The sequence below is a fragment of the Undibacterium sp. Di26W genome, assembly GCF_049340265.1.
Taxonomy (GTDB): Bacteria; Pseudomonadota; Gammaproteobacteria; order Burkholderiales; family Burkholderiaceae_D; genus Undibacterium.
Map to the genome: position 1 here is coordinate 181,371 of NZ_JBMPOR010000006.1, position 19,779 is coordinate 201,149.

Below are 19,779 nucleotides of genomic sequence, written 5' to 3' on the forward strand. Positions count from 1 at the left end.
TTTCAGGCGGATTTGCGCCGAGTGGTGGTTAACCTCATGGTCAACCTCGTGATCAACCGGCCGGTTTTGCTGGCCTGGTCAGCGTCTGCCACTTTTTTTCTCGAAAGCGCGTTTGACCCGCTCTTTCTGGATTTTCTCGTAATGTGCATGGTCTTTGCGTTTGTCCAGTCCGAACACGCGTTCAAAGACTTCAAACCATAGAAAAGCGGCAAAAGCACCACCGACTATCCACCACCAGGACAAATTGGCAAAAATGGATATTTCTGCGAGTTTCAAGACCAGCAGTAAAAACAGGACAATGATGGCAAACATGGCTAACTTCCTTTTTGTATAGGACTTGTGCAGAATTGGTCCAGACAGAGGATGCTATCTTACTTAGGCAAAAAAGTCCTTGTCTTCAACTCTGACTACAGTATAAGAGCTGAAATTTGCGTAATTCCATTATACCTCCCTATCCCAAACCTGCTTCAGGTCAACCTTTGGTTTGCCGAGAACGTTAGATGTTGGAAAAAGCGGTAAAATGGCGGATAGTTTTTAACCTGGAGAAAGCAATGAAATATTCTTTGTTGGTAGGTTCTGTGTTGGCGGTCATGGCTTCTGGTTCAGCAATGGCAAATATGGATTTGGCGAAAGCAAAAAACTGCATGGCTTGCCACTCGGTGGATACCAAGATTGTTGGTCCCGCCTATAAGGATGTGACCAAGAAATACGCTGGCAACAAGAAAGCTGAAGACATGCTGGTGCAAAAGGTATTGAAGGGCGGTACCGGTACTTGGGGTGCGATTCCCATGCCAGCAAATGCACAGGTAACTGAAGCCGAAGCAAGGACGCTGGTGAAATGGATTTTGAACTTGAAGTAAGGGTCTGCTTCTTGCCAGCCCTGAGGCAAGCCCTGACCTGCTTGCCATACTTATCTTATTGATAAGTGTGGAATTTCAAGGCGTGCCAGGCAGCAGCACAAAAAAACCAGGATATCTGTCCTGGTTTTTTTATGTTTGACGGATTTGGGCTGCGGATACAAAAACAGCCAGCTTGCGCTGGCTGTTTTTAGAACCTGTTTCACGTTCTTACAAGCATGGAGAAGTGATTACTTCACAACTTGCAGCAATTCACGAGTGCCGCCTTTGTATGTGTACAAAGTCAGAGTACCGTCTTTGATGTCGCCTTTGGCATCAAATGCGATATCGCCGGTCACACCTTTGTGTTTGATTTTAGCCAGGAATGGCAGGTATTTTGCTGGTTCAGCAGATTTTGCCTGTACCATCGCGTCAACCATCGTCATGACTGCATCGTAAACATACGGTGCGTAGATCTGTACGTCGATACCAAATTTCTTTTTGTAAGCAGCTTTCCAGTCATCATTGACTTTCTTCTGTCCTTCCAGAACACCGCCAGCTTCAGCGCAGACAACCTGGCCTTCGCCGATTGCATCGCCAGCCAGTTTGGTCAGATCCGTAGTACAGATACCATCACCGCCCATAAACTTGGCAGTAATGCCCAGTGCTTTCATCTGACGCAGCATAGGACCGGCAACTGCATCCATACCGCCGAAGAAGATGACATCAGGTTTTTTCGCTTTGATGGTGGTCAGAATCGCGTTGAAATCTGTGGATTTGTCTGTCGTATGTTCCTGAACAACGATTTCAGCACCCTTACCTTTGGCACCTTTGATAAATTCAGCAGCTACACCTTCACCGTAGGCTGTTTTGTCATCGATGACAGCGACTTTTTTCGCTTTATTGATCTGAACCGCGAAACGGCCCAGTGTGCCACCCAACTGGCCGTCATTCGCAACTACGCGGAATGCGCCTTTGAAACCTTGTTGTGTGTATTTTGGATTGGTTGCAGATGGGGAAATCTGAACGATGCCGGCAGCATTGTAGATGCTGGAAGCAGGGATGGTAGTACCAGAGTTCAAGTGACCGATAACGCCATTTACTTTCGCGTCAACCAGTTTTTGTGCTACGGTTGTGCCTTGCTTTGGATCGCCTGCGTCATCTTCAGCCAGCAGTTCGAATTTTGCTTTTTTGCCGCCGATCATGACACCTTTGGCGTTCAGTTCTTCGATCGCCATTTTGGCGCCGTTTTCATTATCTTTACCCAAGTGGGCGATCGCGCCGGAGATCGGACCAACGTGACCAATTTTAACAACCAGATCTTGAGCTGCCGCAGCACCAGCGAAAGCGAATGCAATTGCGCCAGCCAGTGGAATCATTTTAGTTTTGAACGACATGAACATACTCCTAAGGAATAAAAAAAGTAGGATAACAACACTGCATCTCTGACTTATTCAGATAACTGAACAGCAAGAAGGTACAACAGAAAAAATATTTCGCAAAGCTATTTTGTGTGGTTTTTTCTCCAAACTGACGTTTTTTATATGCCCCAATATCGCACCCTCGACAAGCTGGATCGCAAGCTTTTGAACCTGCTCCAGAAAGACAACCAAATCCCTACCAGAGTCCTGGCCGACAAGCTGCATATCTCGCAGCCGACCTGCCTGCGACGTATTCGCGAGCTGCGTGAAGCCGGGGTCATCAGCGCCGAAGTGGCCATGGTCGACAGCTTTGCGCTGGGCTATGGCATGCTGGCCTTTCTGGAGGTGTCCCTGACCAATCAAGCAGACGAATACATGCGTGAATTTGAAGCCCGCATGAACAAGGAAGCCGAAGTCATGCAATGCTATTTTGTGTCTGGGGAGTATGATTATTTCCTGGTGGTGCATGTGATCGACATGGACGCTTACTACCAGTTTGTGCGGCGCGCGATTTCGGGGTCTGGCAATGTCCGTCATTTCCATTCGCGTTTCCCTATGAAGAGAGCTAAATTCACCACCCGTATCGCATTTGATGAAAAGGCAGCCGAGTTGCCCGTGCGCGCAGGTAAATAATTTACTCTATAAACGCGGTGGACAGACACCTGGATGACAAAAGAACGCAAGTTGCTGCATCTTGTGATGCTGAATAGCAACTGGCGTGCGGGTTTAAGCTGCGTTTGGGCAACTGGTAGGGCACGGTTTGGTGTGGTTTGGTGCGGTTTGACATATACAGCCATCAGGCAGGCTGCAGCAGGTTTTTTTGTTGGTTCCGGGCAATGCCGGTAAAGGCAAAATCGACTTCGGGCGTCAGGCCGGAGACAATATCTGCGATAGCGCGGCCAGAGCCTGCGCCCATAGTCCAGCCCAGCGTGCCGTGACCGGTATTGAGGAACAGATTGTCAAACCGGGTTTTGCCTATGTAGGGCACATTCGATGGCGTCAGCGGACGCAAGCCGGTCCAGTAAACGGGATTTTCATAATCGCAGGCATCCGGGAACAGTTCACGTGTGCGGCGGGTGATGGCTGCGCAAAGGGCCGTGTTCAGGTCACGGCCATAACCATTGATTTCACAGGTGCCAGCCACCCGCAGGCGATCACCCAGCCGTGATACCACCAGCTTATAACCGTCATCCGTGAGTGACACTGTCGGTGCCAGTTCCGGCCGGGTAATGCGATAGGTGGCGGAATAGCCTTTGCCTGGATAAATCATCAGCGAAATGCCCACAGGTTTCAGCAAGGCTTGCGCATGGCTGCCCATGGCCATGACAAAGGCATCGGCCTTCAGGACACTGTGGCGGCCAGCCGCGTCGATGATTTCCACGCCAGTGATTTTGGCGGCTGCACCTGTACCTTCGGTCAGCAAGCGAGTGATCGTGGTGTTGAACTGGAACTGCACGCCTGCTGCCCTCGCCCGGTCTGCCAGGCCGGTGGTGAATTGGTAGACGTCGCCGGATTCATCGGTGTCGGTATAGTCACCGCCGACGATCTTGTCGCGTATGCCTGCCAGTGCCGGTTCCCGCCTGACGACCTCATCTGCCGCGATGGATTCGCGTGGGCAACCCAGGTCGCGCATCAGTTTGGCGGCCGGCAGGGAATTATCGAATTCTTTTTGGTCGGTATAAAAATGCAGTATGCCCTTGGTCAGGCAATCATACTGTATGCCGGTCTCTGCACGCAGGGCGCGCAGGGTTTGCCGGCTGTATTCTGAAATGGCGACAATTTGCCGGATATTGTTTGCGGTACGGGCCGGCGTGCATTCGCGCAAGAACTGCAAGCCCCACAGCCATTGCAGCAATTCGGCGCGGGGACGGAACAATAAGGGCGCATCCTCCTTGCCCAGCCACTTCAATACCTTCAAGGGGGCCGAGGGATTGGCCCACGGTTCTGCATGGGATACTGAAATCTGGCAGCCGTTGGCGAAACTGGTTTCCTGTGCGGGGCCAGGCTGACGGTCTATGACCGTGACGTCATGACCCTGTTTTTTCAGGAACCAGGCCGAAGACGTACCAATAATGCCGCAACCGAGAACGATGACTTTCATTGCCGAAATCTCCTAGAGTAAGCATGATGCTGATTGTTACAGTAGGGAGATTGTAGAAATACTTTGCTTTTCCAGGTAATCATAAGTGATAGCCTGATTTTTATTTTTGAAAGCGAAATTGAGTTTCGTGTTTAAAAATAAAAATAATGTGCAGATTTCTGATTATTTTGAGGACTTTGCCTTGGTGATTTCCTGGGTGATGGCGCGGGTGACGACTTCTTCCAGGGTTTTATGTAATCCTGTGCGTATTTCCACCGCCAGACTGGCGACGGCAATTTGCAGCACATCAGCCAGGCTGTCCCTGACCCTGTGTTCAAGCACGAAATCAATGCGTGACAGAACCTGGCGCAAGACGTTTTCGCGCAAGGTCTGCTCCAGTGCCTGCCAGTCTTCTTCGCTGCGGCCAGCCGTGTCGATGGCGATTGTGGTGGTTGCCGTTGCCGGACTGGCTGCCCCAATTGCATTTTCCTTGGTTGCAGATATCTCTTCCGGGGGGATGACTTCAGTCAAGACCGGGATGCTGGCATCAATTTGATTTTTCATTTTATTTTGCCACCGAGTGAGTAAGTGGATAGCCTTGCTGCTGATACTGTCGATAGCGCTCGCGTCCGGCCAGCTTGTCGGCATCTTCAGCGGAGATCACTTCTATCATGCGCTGAAACTGGGTGAAATTGGCAGGTGTTTCAGCGGTCAGGTTGATCAGTACGTCGTAATGTGGACAGGCCGCCCTGTCGTCATAGCTGAGCACGATGGGTGTGCAAGCCGACAAGGGGTCGGTCAGCATAACATGCGGCAAGAAATCAGCCTCGGTGAGTGTCCATAAGGCCATGCTCAGTCTTTGCAGGAAAACCCGGTCATGATGAAACACGACCATCTTGTTTTTGGCCGTATGTGCTTTGCGTATCAGCCGGCAAGTGTAGTTCAGCTTGTCGGCCACGTTACTATGAAAATCGATCCGTGTCATGCGAGATTAAAAGCGTATGCCATTGTCCTGGGTCGGTCTTTGCGGTGGCAAGGGTGCCGCCGGCTTCTTTGCCACATCGGCATCCTTGTCGGCAGTCGCTACCACCGGTGCCGCCGGTTCTGCTGCCGGATAGCGGTAATCCTTGGGTAATTTGCTGGTCGCAGGGTAGCCGGCACTGTCCAGCGCTTTTCTCCATTCTTCGGTATTGAAGCCCTGGAATTTGACTTTGGAAATCAACATGAACGGCAATTGCGTATCACCACTGACTTGCTTGAGTTTGTCCAGGTCAGCGTTATTGCTGATCGTCTTTTCATTAAACGGGACGCCGTTGGTTTTCAAGAAGTTACGCGAATCATTACAAGGTGAGCAATTGCTGGTGCTGTACAGGATGACCGGGTTTTTGGTTACGACCGCAGCCAGTTCGGGCGGCAGGTTACCAAGGTCCGGGCCTTCGGAATAACTTTTCTTTTCCACTTTTATCTTGCCTGGAGGCGGCGGCTGATCGCTGTAAGTGACTTTGCCATCCGGGCCTACCCATTTATACATTTGCGCTTGCGCATTGGCGCTAAAAAATAGTGTAGACAACAGTGCCGGTAACAGCACTGGCAGCATTGAACGGGCCAGGATTGTTTTACTTGATTTCATCGTTTTCTCCGGGTAAAAAAAATTATGCACTCATGCCATTATGACGCAACAGGGCGTCGATGACGGGTTCGCGTCCGCGAAATGCCTTGAATGAAGCAAGCGCTGGGCGCGAGCCACCGGCTTCCAGCACAGCAGTCTGGAAGCGTTCTCCCACTGCGCGTGACAGGGTACTGCCAGCTTCTTTGGCATGCTCTTCAAATGCGGCATAGGCATCGGCCGACAAGACTTCTGCCCATTTGTAGCTGTAATAACCTGCTGCATAACCACCCGAAAAAATATGGCTGAAAGAATGCTGGAAGCGGTTGAATTCCGGTGGATGCAGTACGGAGACCTGAGCTCTGACCATGTGCAGTATGTCCTGCACGGTTTGCGTGCCCTGCGGATCAAAGGCATCATGCAGGCGCATGTCAAACAGTGAAAATTCAACCTGGCGCAAAGTCTGCAGGCCAGACTGGAAATTTTTCGCGGCGATCATCTTGTCAAACAGGGTACGCGGCAAGGCGGCACCGGTATCAACATGGGCCGTCATGTGTTGCAGTACATCCCATTCCCAGCAAAAATTTTCCATGAATTGCGAAGGCAGTTCCACCGCATCCCATTCCACACCCGAAATGCCGGAGACCGACAGATCATCCACCCGGGTCAGCAAATGATGCAGGCCATGGCCAAATTCATGGAACAGGGTGATCACTTCATCGTGGCTGAACAGGGCGGGTTTGCTGACGCCATTCATACTGACCGGTGCACTGAAGTTGCAGGTCAGGTAAGCCACCGGTGTCTGTATGCCTTTGCTGGTGAGTCTGCGGCCACGCGCATCATCCATCCAGGCACCACCACGCTTGCCATGGCGTGCGTACAGGTCCAGATAAAACTGGCCTATCAGTTCGCCATTTCTTTCCAGGCGATAAAATTTGACATCCTTGTGCCAGGTGGTCGCCTGGTCAGTCTTGATTTCAACCGCAAACAGGGTCTGGATGACGCGGAACAGGCCTTCCACCACCTTGTGTTCCGGGAAGTATTCTTTCACTTCCTGCTCTGAAAACGCATAGCGTTGCTGGCGCAGTTTTTCTGAAGCGTAGGCATAGTCCCATGCCTGCAGCTCAGTAATGCCCAATTGTTCTGCTGCAAAAGCACGTAGTTCTGCCAGGTCTTTTTCTGCATAGGGGCGGGCACGGCTGGCCAGGTCTTCAAGAAACTGGCTGACCTGTGCCGGCGACTCGGCCATCTTGCTGACCAGCGATACTTCGGCGAAATTTTTATAACCCAGCAACCCGGCTTCTTCCTTACGCAGGCGCAGCAGATCGCGCATGATATTGCTGTTGTCCCATTCTGTCCTGGCACCCAGTTCGGAAGCCTTGGTCACGCTGGCACGATAAATCGTTTCGCGGATGCTGCGGTTTTCTGAATATTGCAGCAAGGGATAATACGAAGGGAAATGCAGGGTAAATTTATAGCCGGTTTTTTCATCGGCCTCTGCGGCCGTTTTAGCCGCTTGCAGGACATCTTCGGGCAAGCCTTTCAGTTCACCTGCATCTTCGATCAACAAGCCGTAATCATTGGTGGCATCCAGCAGGTTTTCCGAGAATTTTGTCGACAGGGCAGCCTGTTCTTCCTGGATTTCGGCATAGCGCTGTTTTTCTGCTTCCGGCAGTTCGGCTCCGCCCAGGCGAAAATCACGCAGGGCGTTCTGGATGATGGTTTGCCTGGCTTGCGGCAAACCGTCAAAGCCAGCCGCATTTCTTAATGCCTTGTAGCTGGCGAACAGGGACAGGTTTTGTCCCAGTTCGGTCCAGAATTCGGTAATCGCAGGCTGGTTTTCGTTATACGCAGCCCGCATTTCCGGGGTATCGACCACCGCGTTCAAATGGCCAACGATACCCCAGGCACGGCCCAGTTTTTCGGTGGCATTTTCCAGGGGTTCGACAAAGTTGTCCCAGCTTACCGGGGCGGCATTTTTTTCGAGTTCAGCGATGACTGCACGATTCTCCTCCAGCAAGGCGGCAATGGCAGGGCCAACATGCTCGGCCCGGATATTGGCAAAACGTGGCAGATCACTAAAGTCAAGCAGGGGATTATCTTGGGTCATATTAAATTCTTTCAGCAGCTTCTATGGTATTGACCAGCAGCATGGTGATGGTCATCGGGCCGACGCCGCCTGGCACAGGCGTAATATAGCCTGCTACTTCCTTGCTTGGCAGATAATCAACGTCACCGCACAATTTACCTTCATCGTCGCGGTTCATGCCGACATCAATCACGACGGCACCAGGTTTGATCATGTCTGCGGTGACAATATTGCGCTTACCTGTCGCGACTACCAGAATATCGGCATTGCGGGTATGGGCTGCCAGGTCACGGGTCTTGGAATTGCAGATGGTGACGGTTGCGCCTGCTTGCAAGAGCAACATGGCCTGTGGCTTGCCGACGATGTTGGAAGCACCGACCACGACCGCATTCGCACCCCGCACAGGATAATCGATTGATTCCAGCATCTTCATCACGCCATACGGGGTACAGGGGCGGAACAGTGGTTGTCCTGTCATCAACAGACCTGCATTGCTGATATGAAAACCATCCACATCCTTTTCGGCAGCAATCGCTTCTATGACCTTATTGGCATTGATATGCGCGGGCAGCGGCAATTGCACCAGGATGCCATTGATCTTTGCGTCCTTATTCAGTCTGTCTATATGGGTCAGCAGAGCTTGCTCGCTCAAATCGGCCTCGTATTTTTCCATGACAGAATAAAAACCGCAGTCTTCGCAAGCTTTCACCTTGTTGCGCACATAGACCTGGGAGGCAGGATTTTCGCCCACCAGGATGACTGCCAGGCCAGGTTGATGCCCTTTGGCAGTCAGTGCGGCTGCGCGCCGGGTCACATCGGCACGTATTTGTTGAGAAAGCTGGGTTCCGCTGATAATTTGAGCAGTCATGATTAGGCGATCAAGTAAAAATTGGGGTGGGAAATAAGTAGAAATCAGCCTCGATTATAAATGATGCGCGCTGAATGACTCCCCAGAGCGAGCGTGGCTGGTTTTTTTAAGAATTACTGGATGACAAAAATTGTTTTAAAAATAATGAATTTATGTCCAGCGATTACTTCTTTGTAAAAAATTTTTCTCATTTGGTTATGGTTTGCCGCAGGTCTGTTGTTTTCTCACCGCATTCGCAGACTTGTAATTGACTTCACATTTTAAGAATGGCTTCATACCATCTGTGAAAATTAATTTTCAAAAAGTTTTTCATCGCGACCTGGATTTGACGTCGCAATGCCCAGAATCAATTAAAAGGAGAAATATATGCTGAAGGAAAAAGTAATTTCGAGATCGCTGCGCATTATGTTTTCTGGCGGTTTGGTGGTCACAGCCGGTTTGCTGGCACAACCTGCAATTGCGCAGGATGATGCCAAAGTTCAACGGGTAGAGGTAACAGGTTCCAGCATCAAGCGTGCTGAAGCTGAATCTGCCTCCCCGATACAGATCATCACCCGTGCCGATATCGACAAGGCTGGTAAGACAACGGTCGCTGAATACCTGCAAACCCTGACTGCTGACGGTGCCGGTTCTTTGCCTACCAGCTTCGGTAATGGTTTTGCTGCCGGTTCCACCGCAATCTCCTTGCGTGGTCTGGGCGCCACTTCCACACTGGTATTGCTGAACGGTCGCCGCATGGCACAGTTTGGTCGTGCTGATGATGGTCAAAAAGCATTTACAGATATCTCCACTATCCCTATGGAAGTGGTGGAACGTATTGAAATCCTGAAAGATGGCGCTTCTTCCATCTACGGTGCCGATGCGATCGCCGGTGTGGTCAATATCATCCTGAAAAAGAACTATGAAGGCGTGACTGTCAGCGCCACCGCCGGTACTTCAGGTTCACGTGATGCCAACCAGGCAAAAGCCTCGATTACTGCCGGTTTTGGTAATCTGGAAAAAGACAAATACAACATCATCATCAATGCTGAGGCTTACAAGTCCAATGAATTGATGAATTCCCAGCGTTCTGACCGTGACTGGATTGGTACAGGCGACTGGCGTCGCTGGGGTTACCCGATGAACACGGTTGGTTCTTTCACCAACGGTTACATTGCCGGCAATAACAGTGCATCCCCTAGCCCTACAGGTTCCTTGCGCGATCCTAAGACACTGAATTATGTATCCCTGCCAGGTTGTGCGACATTGTCTACAACCAAAGTACAAGATGTAGGCGGTGGTTGCTTGTGGTATGCCGATCAGTTCCGTTCCATGCTGCCACAAATCGACGGCGTGAATCTGTTCAGCCGTGGCACATTCCAGATCAATGAAGATCTGCAAGCCTATGCAGAATTTGGTTACTCTCAACGTAAGGCCGCCTTCACGGTAACGCCTCCGTCGACATCATCCAACGTCTTCTTCCCGCCGAATGCAGCCAGCCCGACTGGTAACATCAATTACGGTACTGTCATCGTGATGGCGGCCGAGCATCCGCAAAACCCGTATGGCGCACCGATTCGCCTGCGTTATTCCATGTTTGACGTTGGTGCCAATCGCCGTATTGCAGACAACTCCTTCTATCGCGCTGTCGCCGGTTTGAAAGGCACCATGGCTGGTTGGGAATTCGATACAGCGATTCTGCATTCCGAATCCAAGCTGCACCTCGATTACACCAACATGATCAACATGAACGTGTTGAAGGCAGCCCTGGGTGATCCTAAGAGCCCATACTTCCCGTACTACATAGGCACACAGGCAAGCAAAAACAATCCTGCCCTGTATGCAGCCATGGTCAAGACAGCGACTCTGGAAGCACCTACCAAGATGGATATCATCGACTTCAAGGCCTCTCGTGAGCTGATGAATTTGCCTGGCGGTATGATGGGTCTGGCGGTCGGTGCTGAATACCGCAGAGAGTCTTACAACATGCCATCCCTGGATGGTAGTAAAGACGGTTCCATCAACAGCAGCTATGTTGCTGCCAAAGGTGATGAAACAGTTTCTGCCCTGTATGCTGAATTGCTGGCTCCTGTGATCAAGACAGTGGAATTGTCTGGCGCGCTGCGTTACGACAAATATTCCCACTTCTCTTCCGTGACACCAAAAGTCGGTGCCAAATGGACACCGGTTAAAACTTTTGCTCTGCGTGGTACTTACTCTGAAGGTTTCCGTGCACCAAGTGCACCTGAATCCGGTTCAGAAAGCTTCAGTGCTGGTACAGCAACCGTCAGGGATCCAGTGCGTTGCCCGAACGGCACGGCACTGCCAGGTGCACAGGCTTCTGATTGCGCAACGACTTTCACAGGCTTCAAAGTCGGCAATCCTAACCTGCAACCAGAAACTTCCAAAGGTTACACTCTGGGCGTAGTCTGGGATCCGCTGCCTGACACCGGTCTGGCTGTGGATGGCTGGTTGATTCGTCGTAACAACGAAATCAACTCCATGTCCTTCCAGACAGCAGCTGGCTTGCCAGGTGTGTTGCGTCAGGATAATAACCTGACCATCAACGGCGTGGTGACACCGAATACAGGTACCATCATCGGTGGTGCAGCTCCTTATGCCAACTCCAGCTACACTGAAGTCAAAGGTGTCGATTTCAATGCGAAACAACGTATCAACCTGGGTGAATACGGCAAGCTGAATGCAGATCTGAACTGGACACACGTTATTTCATGGTTGCGTGTTGACGGTGCAGTCCAGCATCAATATGCAGGCACACATGGTAACTGCGATACCTCCAACTGTATTGGTACACCAAAAGACAAAGTTAACTTTGTACTGGCGTGGGACAAGGGCGACTGGAACGTGACTGGCATCATCAGCTATCGTGGTTCCCTGAAAAACATCTCTGAAGAAGGTCAGCCATGCGCTAACAAGTTTGCTGACGGTACAGATGCCCCAGCAGGTTGCACACTGGCATCCTTCACTACGCTGGATATGTCTTTCCGCTACAAAGCAATGAAAAACCTGGAAGTCTTCGGTTCCGTCTCTAACCTGTTTGACAAAGTTGCTCCATTGGATCCTTTGACTTACGGTGCCATGGGTTTCAATCCTATGGATTCTAGCGGCGCACTGGGTCGTTACTTCAAAGTTGGTCTGAAATATCAATTCAAATAATAGCTGGATAACCAGGTTCAATTCGACGCAAGCCGAATTGCGCTGATGAAGCGATAAAGAGCGATGAGAAATCATCGCTCTTTTTTTATCGCCATGCCCGCCGTCACTGATGAGTTTGACGGTGGACATTTTTTGACTGGCTTTATGTTCAGGCAATGCCGTTAGCTAAAAAACGGCCCAACCCGTAGAATGCAGTCTTTTTAACGCACCTGTTGGCGACTGCGCGGAAAGTTTTCATGCGCATCACATGACTTTTAAGGAAACATCTATGCAATTCAGCGAAATTCTGCCCACCCTGCCTGTCATTGATCACCTGGCTGCCATTCAATTATTTGATGGCGTAACACTGGTCGCACAAATAGATAACAAGCCGGGCTCGGCTGGTAGCGTACGTGTCTATCATGCCCTGTTACAGGAATTTGCCGAAATAAATACCGCAGCCGCTGCAAAGGGTCTGCAGTTGTATGCTGAACATACGACAGATGCCAGGGCTTTCCCGGGCAAGCACCCGAATATTGATCGCCTGCTGGTATTGCTGGCAGATGCATCCGGCAGCAAGAAACTGACCGGGAAATTAATCGTTCATTGATTGTGTATTGATGGGCAATAAAAGGGACGGATCTGTCCTGATTGGCAAGGCTGGATTTTCCCGCAGATTCCTCGCCAGTAAACCACATGATTTCATTTGCTTTCATGAGCGGTAAATTTTCTCAATCTTTATGAAAAACATCAAAAAACTTACATCCTTTCTGTTGCTGTCTTTGCTTTTGACGGGCTGTGGCGGTGGTTCCGGTGGCGGTGCCGGGACAGGTACGAATACAAGTACAAATACGGGCACAAGTACAGGTACATCGACCACCAATTCAGGTAATCCGGTTGACACGCTGCCGGTAGTATCCAACGATGGTGGCTTGAGCTTTACGCCATCCAGTTTGACGGCGACTATTCTGCCTTACGAAAATAAAACCTTGTCGCTTGATATACGCGCGAACCGCAATTTCCCGGATGTGGTGAATGTCGCGATAATCGACACAACAGGTGTTATTACCGACGATATCAGGATCAAGGCGTTTGATAAATATAATTACCAGGCAAGTGTCACGACAAGAAGCCTCAAGCCGGGCAGATATAGCGGCATACTAGAGGTGAGATTATGCAAGGACAGTCCCTATAGTTGCGCGCAGCCGCATGAAGGCTCACCCTGGAAGCTGCCATACAGCTTTGAAGTAAGAGCGCCAAGTATTACGATCAGCCCAGCGGAGATCACGGCATCATTTGTCCCTGCCGAAGAAAAGTCATTTGAGCTTGAAATCAGAAGTGAAGCAGGCATCGATTTCATCAATCGTGTCGGTGTCAGCGTCACCGATCCAGCCGGTTTGCTGACCAACGGTAATGCAGTGACCAAGATCGATAAAAACACCATACGCACCACCATAAGGATGACTTCAAAACCGCCAGTGGGCAAATATGTTGGGGCGCTGGAAGTACGCTTGTGCGGAGGGAATATTAATTCATGTGATTTCCCCTATCAAATCAACCCCTGGAAAATACCCTACAACCTGGAAGTAAAAACGAATACCAGCACACTGTCACCAACGCCGGGCGCGGCCGACTGGAATGGCTACCAGGGCAATGTGGCACATACAGGTTACGTGCCGGTAACGCTGAATGTGAATGCCTTCTCGCCGCGATTCCTGTTTGAGATCGACAGCAAATACATGGCGCAGGGGCAAATCACTACGCAGGGTGATACAGTCTATTTCTCAGCACCAGCAGCAAATGGTGGGATTGGTGGAGCGGTATTCGCTGTTAATGAATCTGATGGCAAGGTCAAATGGACGTTTCCGGTTGCGGATGGTTGGGTGAACCCACCTGCTGCGCAAAACGGTAAAGTCTATTTCATGAATACTGGCACGCAAAGCTCGGGCTTGTGGGTGCTGGATCAATCCAATGGCAATAGATTGGGTAAAACGAACGTCATCACAACAAGCAGCTATTTTTATGCGCCGGTGGTCGATGGGCAAACTGTTTTCAGCCGAAATGGGCCACAGAATCAGTTCCTGTCCAGTTCGTCGGCGGATACACTGAGCAGCAACTGGAATTTTGCATCCGATAATATGGATGCACTCTGGTCACCAGCGGTAGATACCAATTACGTCTATATGTTTGTCACCAAGGGAAATACTGGCGGGCCAGGCGGATTGGCGATGATTAATCGTCAATCCGGCAAGCAGACGACGCTGATCGCTGCTCCTGATATCCAGGCATCAATGACCAGGGTAGAGCCTACGCTGTGTGATGGTGTGAATTTATTGATTGCAAGTAATGGATTGAGTCTGGTGAACTTTGATCTGGCTTCGCAAAAAATTAAATGGACCGTCAAAGACACGTTTTATAGTAATCCTGTTTGTGCTGGTTCCACCCTGTACATCCTCAATGGATATGGCGTTGATGCCCGCTCACTCAGCACCGGGGCCTTACTGTGGCAGTGGAAATTTCCGGACGGCGTTTACTATGACCAAAAGCCGATTGGTGCCAATGGCTATCTGCAAAACATGATTGTCACCAATAATGTTTTATTGGTTGGTTCTTTTAGTGCCGTATTTGCTGTCGATTTGAGTAGCCATCAGACGGTATGGTCTTATCCACGAGGTGGCGATCTGGCCTTGTCTAAAAATGGCATTCTTTATGTGAACAAAGGCACCAGCGGTTATGGCAGCTTTATGGCGTTCAATACCAAATAGCCTGGAATTGGCGGGTGCCTGTGCGCACCTGTCTTTAAGAACCTGCTTATGATATTGCTGCGGACTTACTGCGCGGCCATAATCGGGCCTCAAGAGCTTAAGATCGTAGACAGAATCCAAGAATTAGATGAGTGTACTGGTGTGGGACAAGGGTGACTGGAACGTGACTGGCATCATCAGTGATCGCGGCTCCCTGAAAAACATCTCTGAAGAAGGTCAGTCATGTGCTAACAAGTTTGCTGACGGTTCAGATGCGCCAGCAGGTTGCACACGGGCATCCTTCACTACGCTGGATATGTCTTTCCGCTACAAAGCAATGAAAAACCTGGAAGTATTCGGTTCCGTTTCTAACCTGTTTGACAAAGTTGCTCCTTTGGATCCTTTGACTTACGGTGCCATGGGTTTCAATCCTATGGATTCTAGCGGCGCATTGGGTCGTTACTTCAAAGTTGGTCTGAAATATCAGTTCAAATAATAAATCGCGCTGAACCAGCGCTTTCTAAGGGAGATGATTCATTCAGAGCCCTTTTTTTTTGCGTCCCCAAAACCCGCTTGTTTCTCTTATTTCTCCATGTCCGGGTAGTTGCCAGGTTCAGCGGCACCAATCTTGTTGCAGTGCGGCTAATGCGCTCGCTATTTATTGATAAGGGTATTGCTTTTAAATCAGCTTTAAATTGCTGCGTTGCGACCTAAATTTCATAATATGAAATCACATACCGCTATTTGAAAAATTAAAAACTCCTGTTAGAATGCTTGCGAAAACAAAATTCAAGCCGTAATTTGTCGATTCGCCCACGCGCGTTTCACCCAAACGTGCAATAACAGGAGACCACTCTATGTCACCCCAGATAGACCAGGTGCTGGCCCAGGCCGCCAATGATCCCGATGTAGTTGAAACCAATGAATGGCTGGACGCGCTGGAAGCCGTTATCGAAACGGAAGGGCCAGAACGTGCCCATTACCTGATGGAGCGCATGGTTGACCTGGCGCGTCGTCGTGGTGCCCATATCCCATTCTCCAGCAATACAGCTTACGTGAATACCATTCCTGCTGACCAGGGCGAACATTGCCCGGGCAATCTGGAAATCGAAGAGCGCCTGCGCTCTTATATGCGCTGGAATGCGATGGCCATGGTGGTCAAGGCTAATCGCGTAGATGGCGACCTTGGCGGTCACCTGTCCAGTTTTGCTTCACTGGCGAACATGCTGGGCATAGGTTTCAACCATTTCTGGCATGCACCGACTGAAGAGCATGGCGGCGACCTGTTGTACATCCAGGGCCATTCATCACCAGGTATCTATGCACGTGCCTTCCTCGAAGGTCGTCTGACTGAAGACCAGTTGTTGCATTTCCGCCGCGAAGTCGATGGCAAGGGCCTGTCTTCTTATCCGCACCCGAAACTGATGCCGGATTTCTGGCAATTTCCTACCGTCTCCATGGGCCTGGGGCCTTTGATGGCGATTTATCAGGCGCGTTTCCTGAAGTATCTGCATGCACGTGGCATTGCCGACACCGAGAAGCGTAAAGTCTGGGCCTTCTGCGGCGACGGTGAGATGGATGAGCCGGAATCCATGGGCGCTATCGGCATGGCTGGGCGTGAACAGCTGGACAATCTGGTCATCGTCGTCAACTGTAACCTGCAACGCCTGGATGGCCCGGTACGTGGTAATGGGAAGATCATTCAGGAACTGGAATCTGATTTCCGTGGCGCCGGCTGGAATGTTGTCAAAGTCATCTGGGGTAGTGGCTGGGATGAATTGCTGGCCAAAGACAAGGACGGCATCCTGCAAAAAGTCATGATGGAAACCGTCGATGGCGAATACCAGAACTACAAAGCCAAGGATGGCGCCTATGTACGCAGCCACTTCTTTGGCAAGCATCCAAAATTGCTGGAAATGGTCAGCAAAATGTCGGATGACGACATCTGGCGTCTGACCCGTGGTGGTCATGACCCGCACAAGATTTATGCTGCATTCAAAGTCGCCCAGGAAAACAAGGGCCAGCCTACCGTCATCCTGGCGAAAAGTATCAAGGGCTTTGGCTTTGGTAAATCCGGCGAGGCCCGCAATACTGCACACAATACCAAGAAGCTCGACGATGAAGCCATCAAGGCCATGCGTGACCGCTTCCAGTTGCCGATTGCTGATGCCGAACTGCCTAACATTCCTTTCTTCAAACCAGCCGACGACACCCCGGAAATGCAGTACCTGCATGCACGCCGTAAAGAACTCGGTGGCTACCTGCCACAACGTCGTCAAAAAGCCGATGAAGCACTGGTGGTGCCAGAACTGACGGCCTTCCAGGCCATGCTGGAACCGACTGCAGAAGGCCGTGAAATTTCCACGACTGCGGCATATGTCCGCATCCTGACGGCCTTGTTGCGCGATGCCAGCCTGGGGCAGCGGGTAGTACCTATCATGGTTGATGAATCGCGTACCTTTGGTATGGAAGGTCTGTTCCGTCAGATCGGTATTTTCAGCCAGGTAGGTCAGTTGTATGAACCGGTCGATAAAGACCAGGTCATGTATTACCGCGAAGATAAAGCCGGTCAGATTTTGCAAGAGGGTATCAACGAAGCCGGTGGTATGAGTTCATGGATCGCTGCGGCGACGTCCTACTCGACCAATAACCGCGTCATGATCCCGTTCTATACCTATTACTCAATGTTCGGTCTGCAGCGTATTGGCGATCTGGCCTGGGCCGCTGGTGACATGCGTGCCCGTGGTTTCCTGCTCGGTGGTACTGCCGGTCGCACCACACTGAATGGTGAAGGCTTGCAGCATGAAGATGGTCATAGCCATGTACTGGCTTCCACTATTCCTAACTGTATTCCTTACGATCCGACCTTTGCGCATGAAGTGGCAGTCATCATGCATGATGGCTTGCGCCGTATGGTGACTGACCAGGAAGATGTGTTCTATTACATCACCCTGATGAATGAAAACTATAGCCACCCAGGTCTGAAAGCGGGCCAGGAAGAAGGCATCATCAAGGGCCTGTACCAGTTGCAAAAATCTGAACAGACCACCAAGCACCGCGTACAACTGATGGGCTCCGGCACCATCCTACGTGAAGTGATTGCCGGTGCCGAACTGCTGCAAAATGACTGGGGTATTGCCGCCGATGTCTGGTCTGCACCATCCTTCACTTTGCTGGCACGTGATGGCCAGGATGCAGAACGCTGGAACATGCTGCACCCGACGGCAGAACCACGCGTGCCGTATATCGCCCAGTGCCTGAAAGACACGACTGGTCCTATCGTCGTGGCGACAGACTATATGCGTACCTTTGCTGAACAAGTGCGTGCTTTCGTTCCCAAAAACCGTAGCTATAAAGTTTTGGGTACGGATGGTTTTGGTCGCTCTGATTCACGCGCCAAATTGCGTGAATTCTTTGAGGTCAATCGCTACTTCGTGGTGATTGCTGCATTGAAGACGCTGGCAGATGAAGGTGCACTGTCGGCTTCCGTCGTTGCTCAGGCGATTGCAAAATATGGCATCAATGCTGATAAACCAAATCCGGTGACTGTGTAATTTTGACGTTTGACACCCACTGACATGTCCTCCCTCTGGCATCTTGCCTGAGGGCGGATAAGAATCCATCCCCACACTAACCCTCCTCTCGAAAAAGAGGGTGTAAATGGAGAAAATTATGAGTAGCGTAGAAGTCAAAGTGCCGGACATCGGTGATTTCAAGGAAGTGGAAGTCATTGAGCTGATGGTCAAAGTCGGCGACACCATCAAGGTCGATCAGTCACTGATCACCGTAGAATCAGATAAAGCCAGCATGGAAATTCCATCAAGCCATGCCGGCGTGGTGACTGAAATTAAAGTCAAAGTAGGCGACAAGGTGGCTGAAGGTTCCTTGCTGGTGGTCGTGGATGCTGCTGCAAGTGCCGCTGCTGCTCCTGCGGCAGCACCCGCTGCGGCTGTTGCTGCACCGACAGTCCCAGCGCCAGCTCCTGTGGTTGCTGCTCCTGCTCCAGCCGCTGCTGCAGCACCGGCCGCGTCTGCGGCACCAGTCGCAACTGCCAGTGCAGGCAAGGCGCATGCTTCACCATCCATACGCAAATTTGCGCGTGAACTGGGTGTCGATCTGGGCCGCGTTGCCGGCTCCGGTCAAAAAGGCCGTATCACCCAGGAAGACGTACAAAACTTCGTCAAAGGCATCATGGCAGGCAGTACAGCTGTCTCTGCGGTTTCTGCTCCGGCAAAAAATGGCAGTGGTGTCGGGCTCGACTTGTTGCCATGGCCATCGCTGGATTTCAGCAAGTTTGGCGCGACCACGACTTCACCTTTGTCACGCATCAAAAAACTCAGTGGTCCAAACCTGCACCGCAACTGGGTAATGATCCCGCATGTCACACAGTTTGATGAAGCCGACATTACTGACCTCGAAGAATTCCGCAAATCCTCGAATGAAGCCCTGGTCAAATCCGGCGTCAAACTGACGATGCTGGCTTTTGTGATCAAGGCCAGTGTTGCCGCATTGAAGAAATTCCCGGCATTCAATTCGTCGCTTGATGCGGCGGGTGAAAACCTGATCCTCAAGCAGTATTACAACGTCGGCTTTGCAGCCGATACGCCGAATGGCCTGGTCGTACCTGTCATCAAAAACGCAGACCAGAAAACCCTGTCGCAAATTGCGGTCGAAATGGGTGAATTGTCTGCCCAGGCACGCGACGGCAAACTGAAACCTGCTGACATGCAGGGCGCAACCTTCACGATATCTTCACTTGGTGGCATCGGTGGCACGGCGTTCACGCCTATCATCAATGCGCCTGAAGTGGCGATCATGGGTTTGTCCAAATCCAGTATCAAACCGGTATGGGATGGCAAGCAATTCCAGCCACGCCTGATGCTGCCTTTGTCGCTGTCTTACGATCATCGTGTCATTGACGGTGCCATGGCTGCCAAGTTCACCGCCTATCTGGCTGATGTGCTGGCTGATCTGCGTAAAACCCTGCTGTGAACGGAGAC

Annotated in this window: 16 protein-coding genes; 8 read left to right on the forward strand and 8 right to left on the reverse strand. The window is 50.9% G+C overall.

Features of this window, described 5'->3' with window-relative positions; genetic code table 11:
* Window positions 1-78: 78 nt before the first annotated feature.
* Window positions 79-312: a TIGR04438 family Trp-rich protein gene (locus ACO0LM_RS09950; protein WP_423036633.1), complete on the reverse strand. Its 234-nt coding sequence runs from the start codon at window positions 310-312 to the stop codon at window positions 79-81.
* Window positions 313-551: 239 nt separating this feature from the next.
* Here ACO0LM_RS09950 and ACO0LM_RS09955 point away from each other — a divergent pair, with 239 nt between their 5' ends.
* Window positions 552-860, forward strand: a complete 309-nt coding sequence (locus tag ACO0LM_RS09955) for a c-type cytochrome (protein WP_423036783.1) — start codon at window positions 552-554, stop codon at window positions 858-860.
* Between the two features lie 227 nt (window positions 861-1,087).
* Here ACO0LM_RS09955 and ACO0LM_RS09960 read toward each other — a convergent pair whose 3' ends face one another.
* Window positions 1,088-2,233 (reverse strand): branched-chain amino acid ABC transporter substrate-binding protein, encoded by a 1,146-nt coding sequence (locus tag ACO0LM_RS09960; protein ID WP_423036635.1) that lies wholly within the window; start codon window positions 2,231-2,233, stop codon window positions 1,088-1,090.
* A gap of 147 nt (window positions 2,234-2,380) precedes the next feature.
* Here ACO0LM_RS09960 and ACO0LM_RS09965 point away from each other — a divergent pair, with 147 nt between their 5' ends.
* Window positions 2,381-2,890, forward strand: a complete 510-nt coding sequence (locus ACO0LM_RS09965) for an Lrp/AsnC family transcriptional regulator (protein WP_423036637.1) — start codon at window positions 2,381-2,383, stop codon at window positions 2,888-2,890.
* A gap of 163 nt (window positions 2,891-3,053) precedes the next feature.
* Here the strand turns inward: ACO0LM_RS09965 and ACO0LM_RS09970 are convergent, their stop codons facing one another.
* From ACO0LM_RS09970 to folD, 6 genes are all read right to left on the reverse strand, one after another.
* Window positions 3,054-4,358: a D-amino acid dehydrogenase gene (locus tag ACO0LM_RS09970; protein WP_423036639.1), complete on the reverse strand. Its 1,305-nt coding sequence runs from the start codon at window positions 4,356-4,358 to the stop codon at window positions 3,054-3,056.
* Window positions 4,359-4,520: 162 nt separating this feature from the next.
* The gene (locus ACO0LM_RS09975) at window positions 4,521-4,901 is read right to left on the reverse strand and encodes a hypothetical protein (protein WP_423036641.1); all 381 of its coding nucleotides are present in this window, start codon (window positions 4,899-4,901) and stop codon (window positions 4,521-4,523) included.
* 1 nt (window position 4,902) lies between these two features.
* A complete protein-coding gene (locus ACO0LM_RS09980; protein WP_423036643.1) occupies window positions 4,903-5,322 on the reverse strand; it encodes a DNA polymerase III subunit chi in 420 nt (139 codons plus the stop codon).
* A gap of 6 nt (window positions 5,323-5,328) precedes the next feature.
* The gene (locus tag ACO0LM_RS09985) at window positions 5,329-5,967 is read right to left on the reverse strand and encodes a glutaredoxin family protein (protein WP_423036644.1); all 639 of its coding nucleotides are present in this window, start codon (window positions 5,965-5,967) and stop codon (window positions 5,329-5,331) included.
* A gap of 22 nt (window positions 5,968-5,989) precedes the next feature.
* The gene (locus ACO0LM_RS09990; protein ID WP_423036646.1) at window positions 5,990-8,053 is read right to left on the reverse strand and encodes a M3 family metallopeptidase; all 2,064 of its coding nucleotides are present in this window, start codon (window positions 8,051-8,053) and stop codon (window positions 5,990-5,992) included.
* A 1-nt stretch (window position 8,054) separates the two neighbouring features.
* Window positions 8,055-8,900, reverse strand: coding sequence for a bifunctional methylenetetrahydrofolate dehydrogenase/methenyltetrahydrofolate cyclohydrolase FolD (folD, locus tag ACO0LM_RS09995; RefSeq protein ID WP_423036648.1), 846 nt, complete (start codon window positions 8,898-8,900; stop codon window positions 8,055-8,057).
* 366 nt (window positions 8,901-9,266) lie between these two features.
* Here folD and ACO0LM_RS10000 point away from each other — a divergent pair, with 366 nt between their 5' ends.
* From ACO0LM_RS10000 to aceF, 6 genes are all read left to right on the forward strand, one after another.
* Window positions 9,267-12,056 carry a TonB-dependent receptor gene (locus ACO0LM_RS10000; protein WP_423036650.1) on the forward strand — a complete coding sequence of 930 codons (2,790 nt, stop codon included), beginning with the start codon at window positions 9,267-9,269 and terminating at the stop codon, window positions 12,054-12,056.
* 268 nt (window positions 12,057-12,324) lie between these two features.
* Entirely contained in the window at window positions 12,325-12,645 is a 321-nt protein-coding gene (locus ACO0LM_RS10005; protein WP_423036652.1) for a DUF2322 family protein, read from the forward strand.
* A 130-nt stretch (window positions 12,646-12,775) separates the two neighbouring features.
* Window positions 12,776-14,800 carry a PQQ-binding-like beta-propeller repeat protein gene (locus tag ACO0LM_RS10010; RefSeq protein ID WP_423036654.1) on the forward strand — a complete coding sequence of 675 codons (2,025 nt, stop codon included), beginning with the start codon at window positions 12,776-12,778 and terminating at the stop codon, window positions 14,798-14,800.
* A 127-nt stretch (window positions 14,801-14,927) separates the two neighbouring features.
* Complete coding sequence (locus ACO0LM_RS10015; protein ID WP_423036656.1) at window positions 14,928-15,275, forward strand: hypothetical protein; 348 nt, start codon at window positions 14,928-14,930, stop codon at window positions 15,273-15,275.
* Between the two features lie 361 nt (window positions 15,276-15,636).
* The gene (aceE, locus tag ACO0LM_RS10020; protein WP_423036658.1) at window positions 15,637-18,333 is read left to right on the forward strand and encodes a pyruvate dehydrogenase (acetyl-transferring), homodimeric type; all 2,697 of its coding nucleotides are present in this window, start codon (window positions 15,637-15,639) and stop codon (window positions 18,331-18,333) included.
* Between the two features lie 118 nt (window positions 18,334-18,451).
* Entirely contained in the window at window positions 18,452-19,771 is a 1,320-nt protein-coding gene (gene aceF, locus ACO0LM_RS10025; protein WP_423036660.1) for a dihydrolipoyllysine-residue acetyltransferase, read from the forward strand.
* Window positions 19,772-19,779: the final 8 nt, after the last annotated feature.

What these genes read in the sequence shown, in the direction of transcription:
- ACO0LM_RS09955 (WP_423036783.1), top strand. Translation starts at nt 552, where the DNA reads ATGAAATATTCTTTGTTGGTAGGTTCTGTGTTGGCGGTCATGGCTTCT.
- ACO0LM_RS09975 (WP_423036641.1), bottom strand. Translation starts at nt 4,901, where the DNA reads ATGAAAAATCAAATTGATGCCAGCATCCCGGTCTTGACTGAAGTCATC.
- ACO0LM_RS09980 (WP_423036643.1), bottom strand. Translation starts at nt 5,322, where the DNA reads ATGACACGGATCGATTTTCATAGTAACGTGGCCGACAAGCTGAACTAC.
- ACO0LM_RS09990 (WP_423036646.1), bottom strand. Translation starts at nt 8,053, where the DNA reads ATGACCCAAGATAATCCCCTGCTTGACTTTAGTGATCTGCCACGTTTT.
- ACO0LM_RS09965 (WP_423036637.1), top strand. Translation starts at nt 2,381, where the DNA reads ATGCCCCAATATCGCACCCTCGACAAGCTGGATCGCAAGCTTTTGAAC.
- ACO0LM_RS09970 (WP_423036639.1), bottom strand. Translation starts at nt 4,358, where the DNA reads ATGAAAGTCATCGTTCTCGGTTGCGGCATTATTGGTACGTCTTCGGCC.
- ACO0LM_RS09950 (WP_423036633.1), bottom strand. Translation starts at nt 312, where the DNA reads ATGTTTGCCATCATTGTCCTGTTTTTACTGCTGGTCTTGAAACTCGCA.
- ACO0LM_RS09985 (WP_423036644.1), bottom strand. Translation starts at nt 5,967, where the DNA reads ATGAAATCAAGTAAAACAATCCTGGCCCGTTCAATGCTGCCAGTGCTG.
- ACO0LM_RS10010 (WP_423036654.1), top strand. Translation starts at nt 12,776, where the DNA reads ATGAAAAACATCAAAAAACTTACATCCTTTCTGTTGCTGTCTTTGCTT.
- ACO0LM_RS09960 (WP_423036635.1), bottom strand. Translation starts at nt 2,233, where the DNA reads ATGTCGTTCAAAACTAAAATGATTCCACTGGCTGGCGCAATTGCATTC.
- folD (WP_423036648.1), bottom strand. Translation starts at nt 8,900, where the DNA reads ATGACTGCTCAAATTATCAGCGGAACCCAGCTTTCTCAACAAATACGT.
- ACO0LM_RS10000 (WP_423036650.1), top strand. Translation starts at nt 9,267, where the DNA reads ATGCTGAAGGAAAAAGTAATTTCGAGATCGCTGCGCATTATGTTTTCT.
- aceE (WP_423036658.1), top strand. Translation starts at nt 15,637, where the DNA reads ATGTCACCCCAGATAGACCAGGTGCTGGCCCAGGCCGCCAATGATCCC.
- aceF (WP_423036660.1), top strand. Translation starts at nt 18,452, where the DNA reads ATGAGTAGCGTAGAAGTCAAAGTGCCGGACATCGGTGATTTCAAGGAA.
- ACO0LM_RS10005 (WP_423036652.1), top strand. Translation starts at nt 12,325, where the DNA reads ATGCAATTCAGCGAAATTCTGCCCACCCTGCCTGTCATTGATCACCTG.
- ACO0LM_RS10015 (WP_423036656.1), top strand. Translation starts at nt 14,928, where the DNA reads ATGAGTGTACTGGTGTGGGACAAGGGTGACTGGAACGTGACTGGCATC.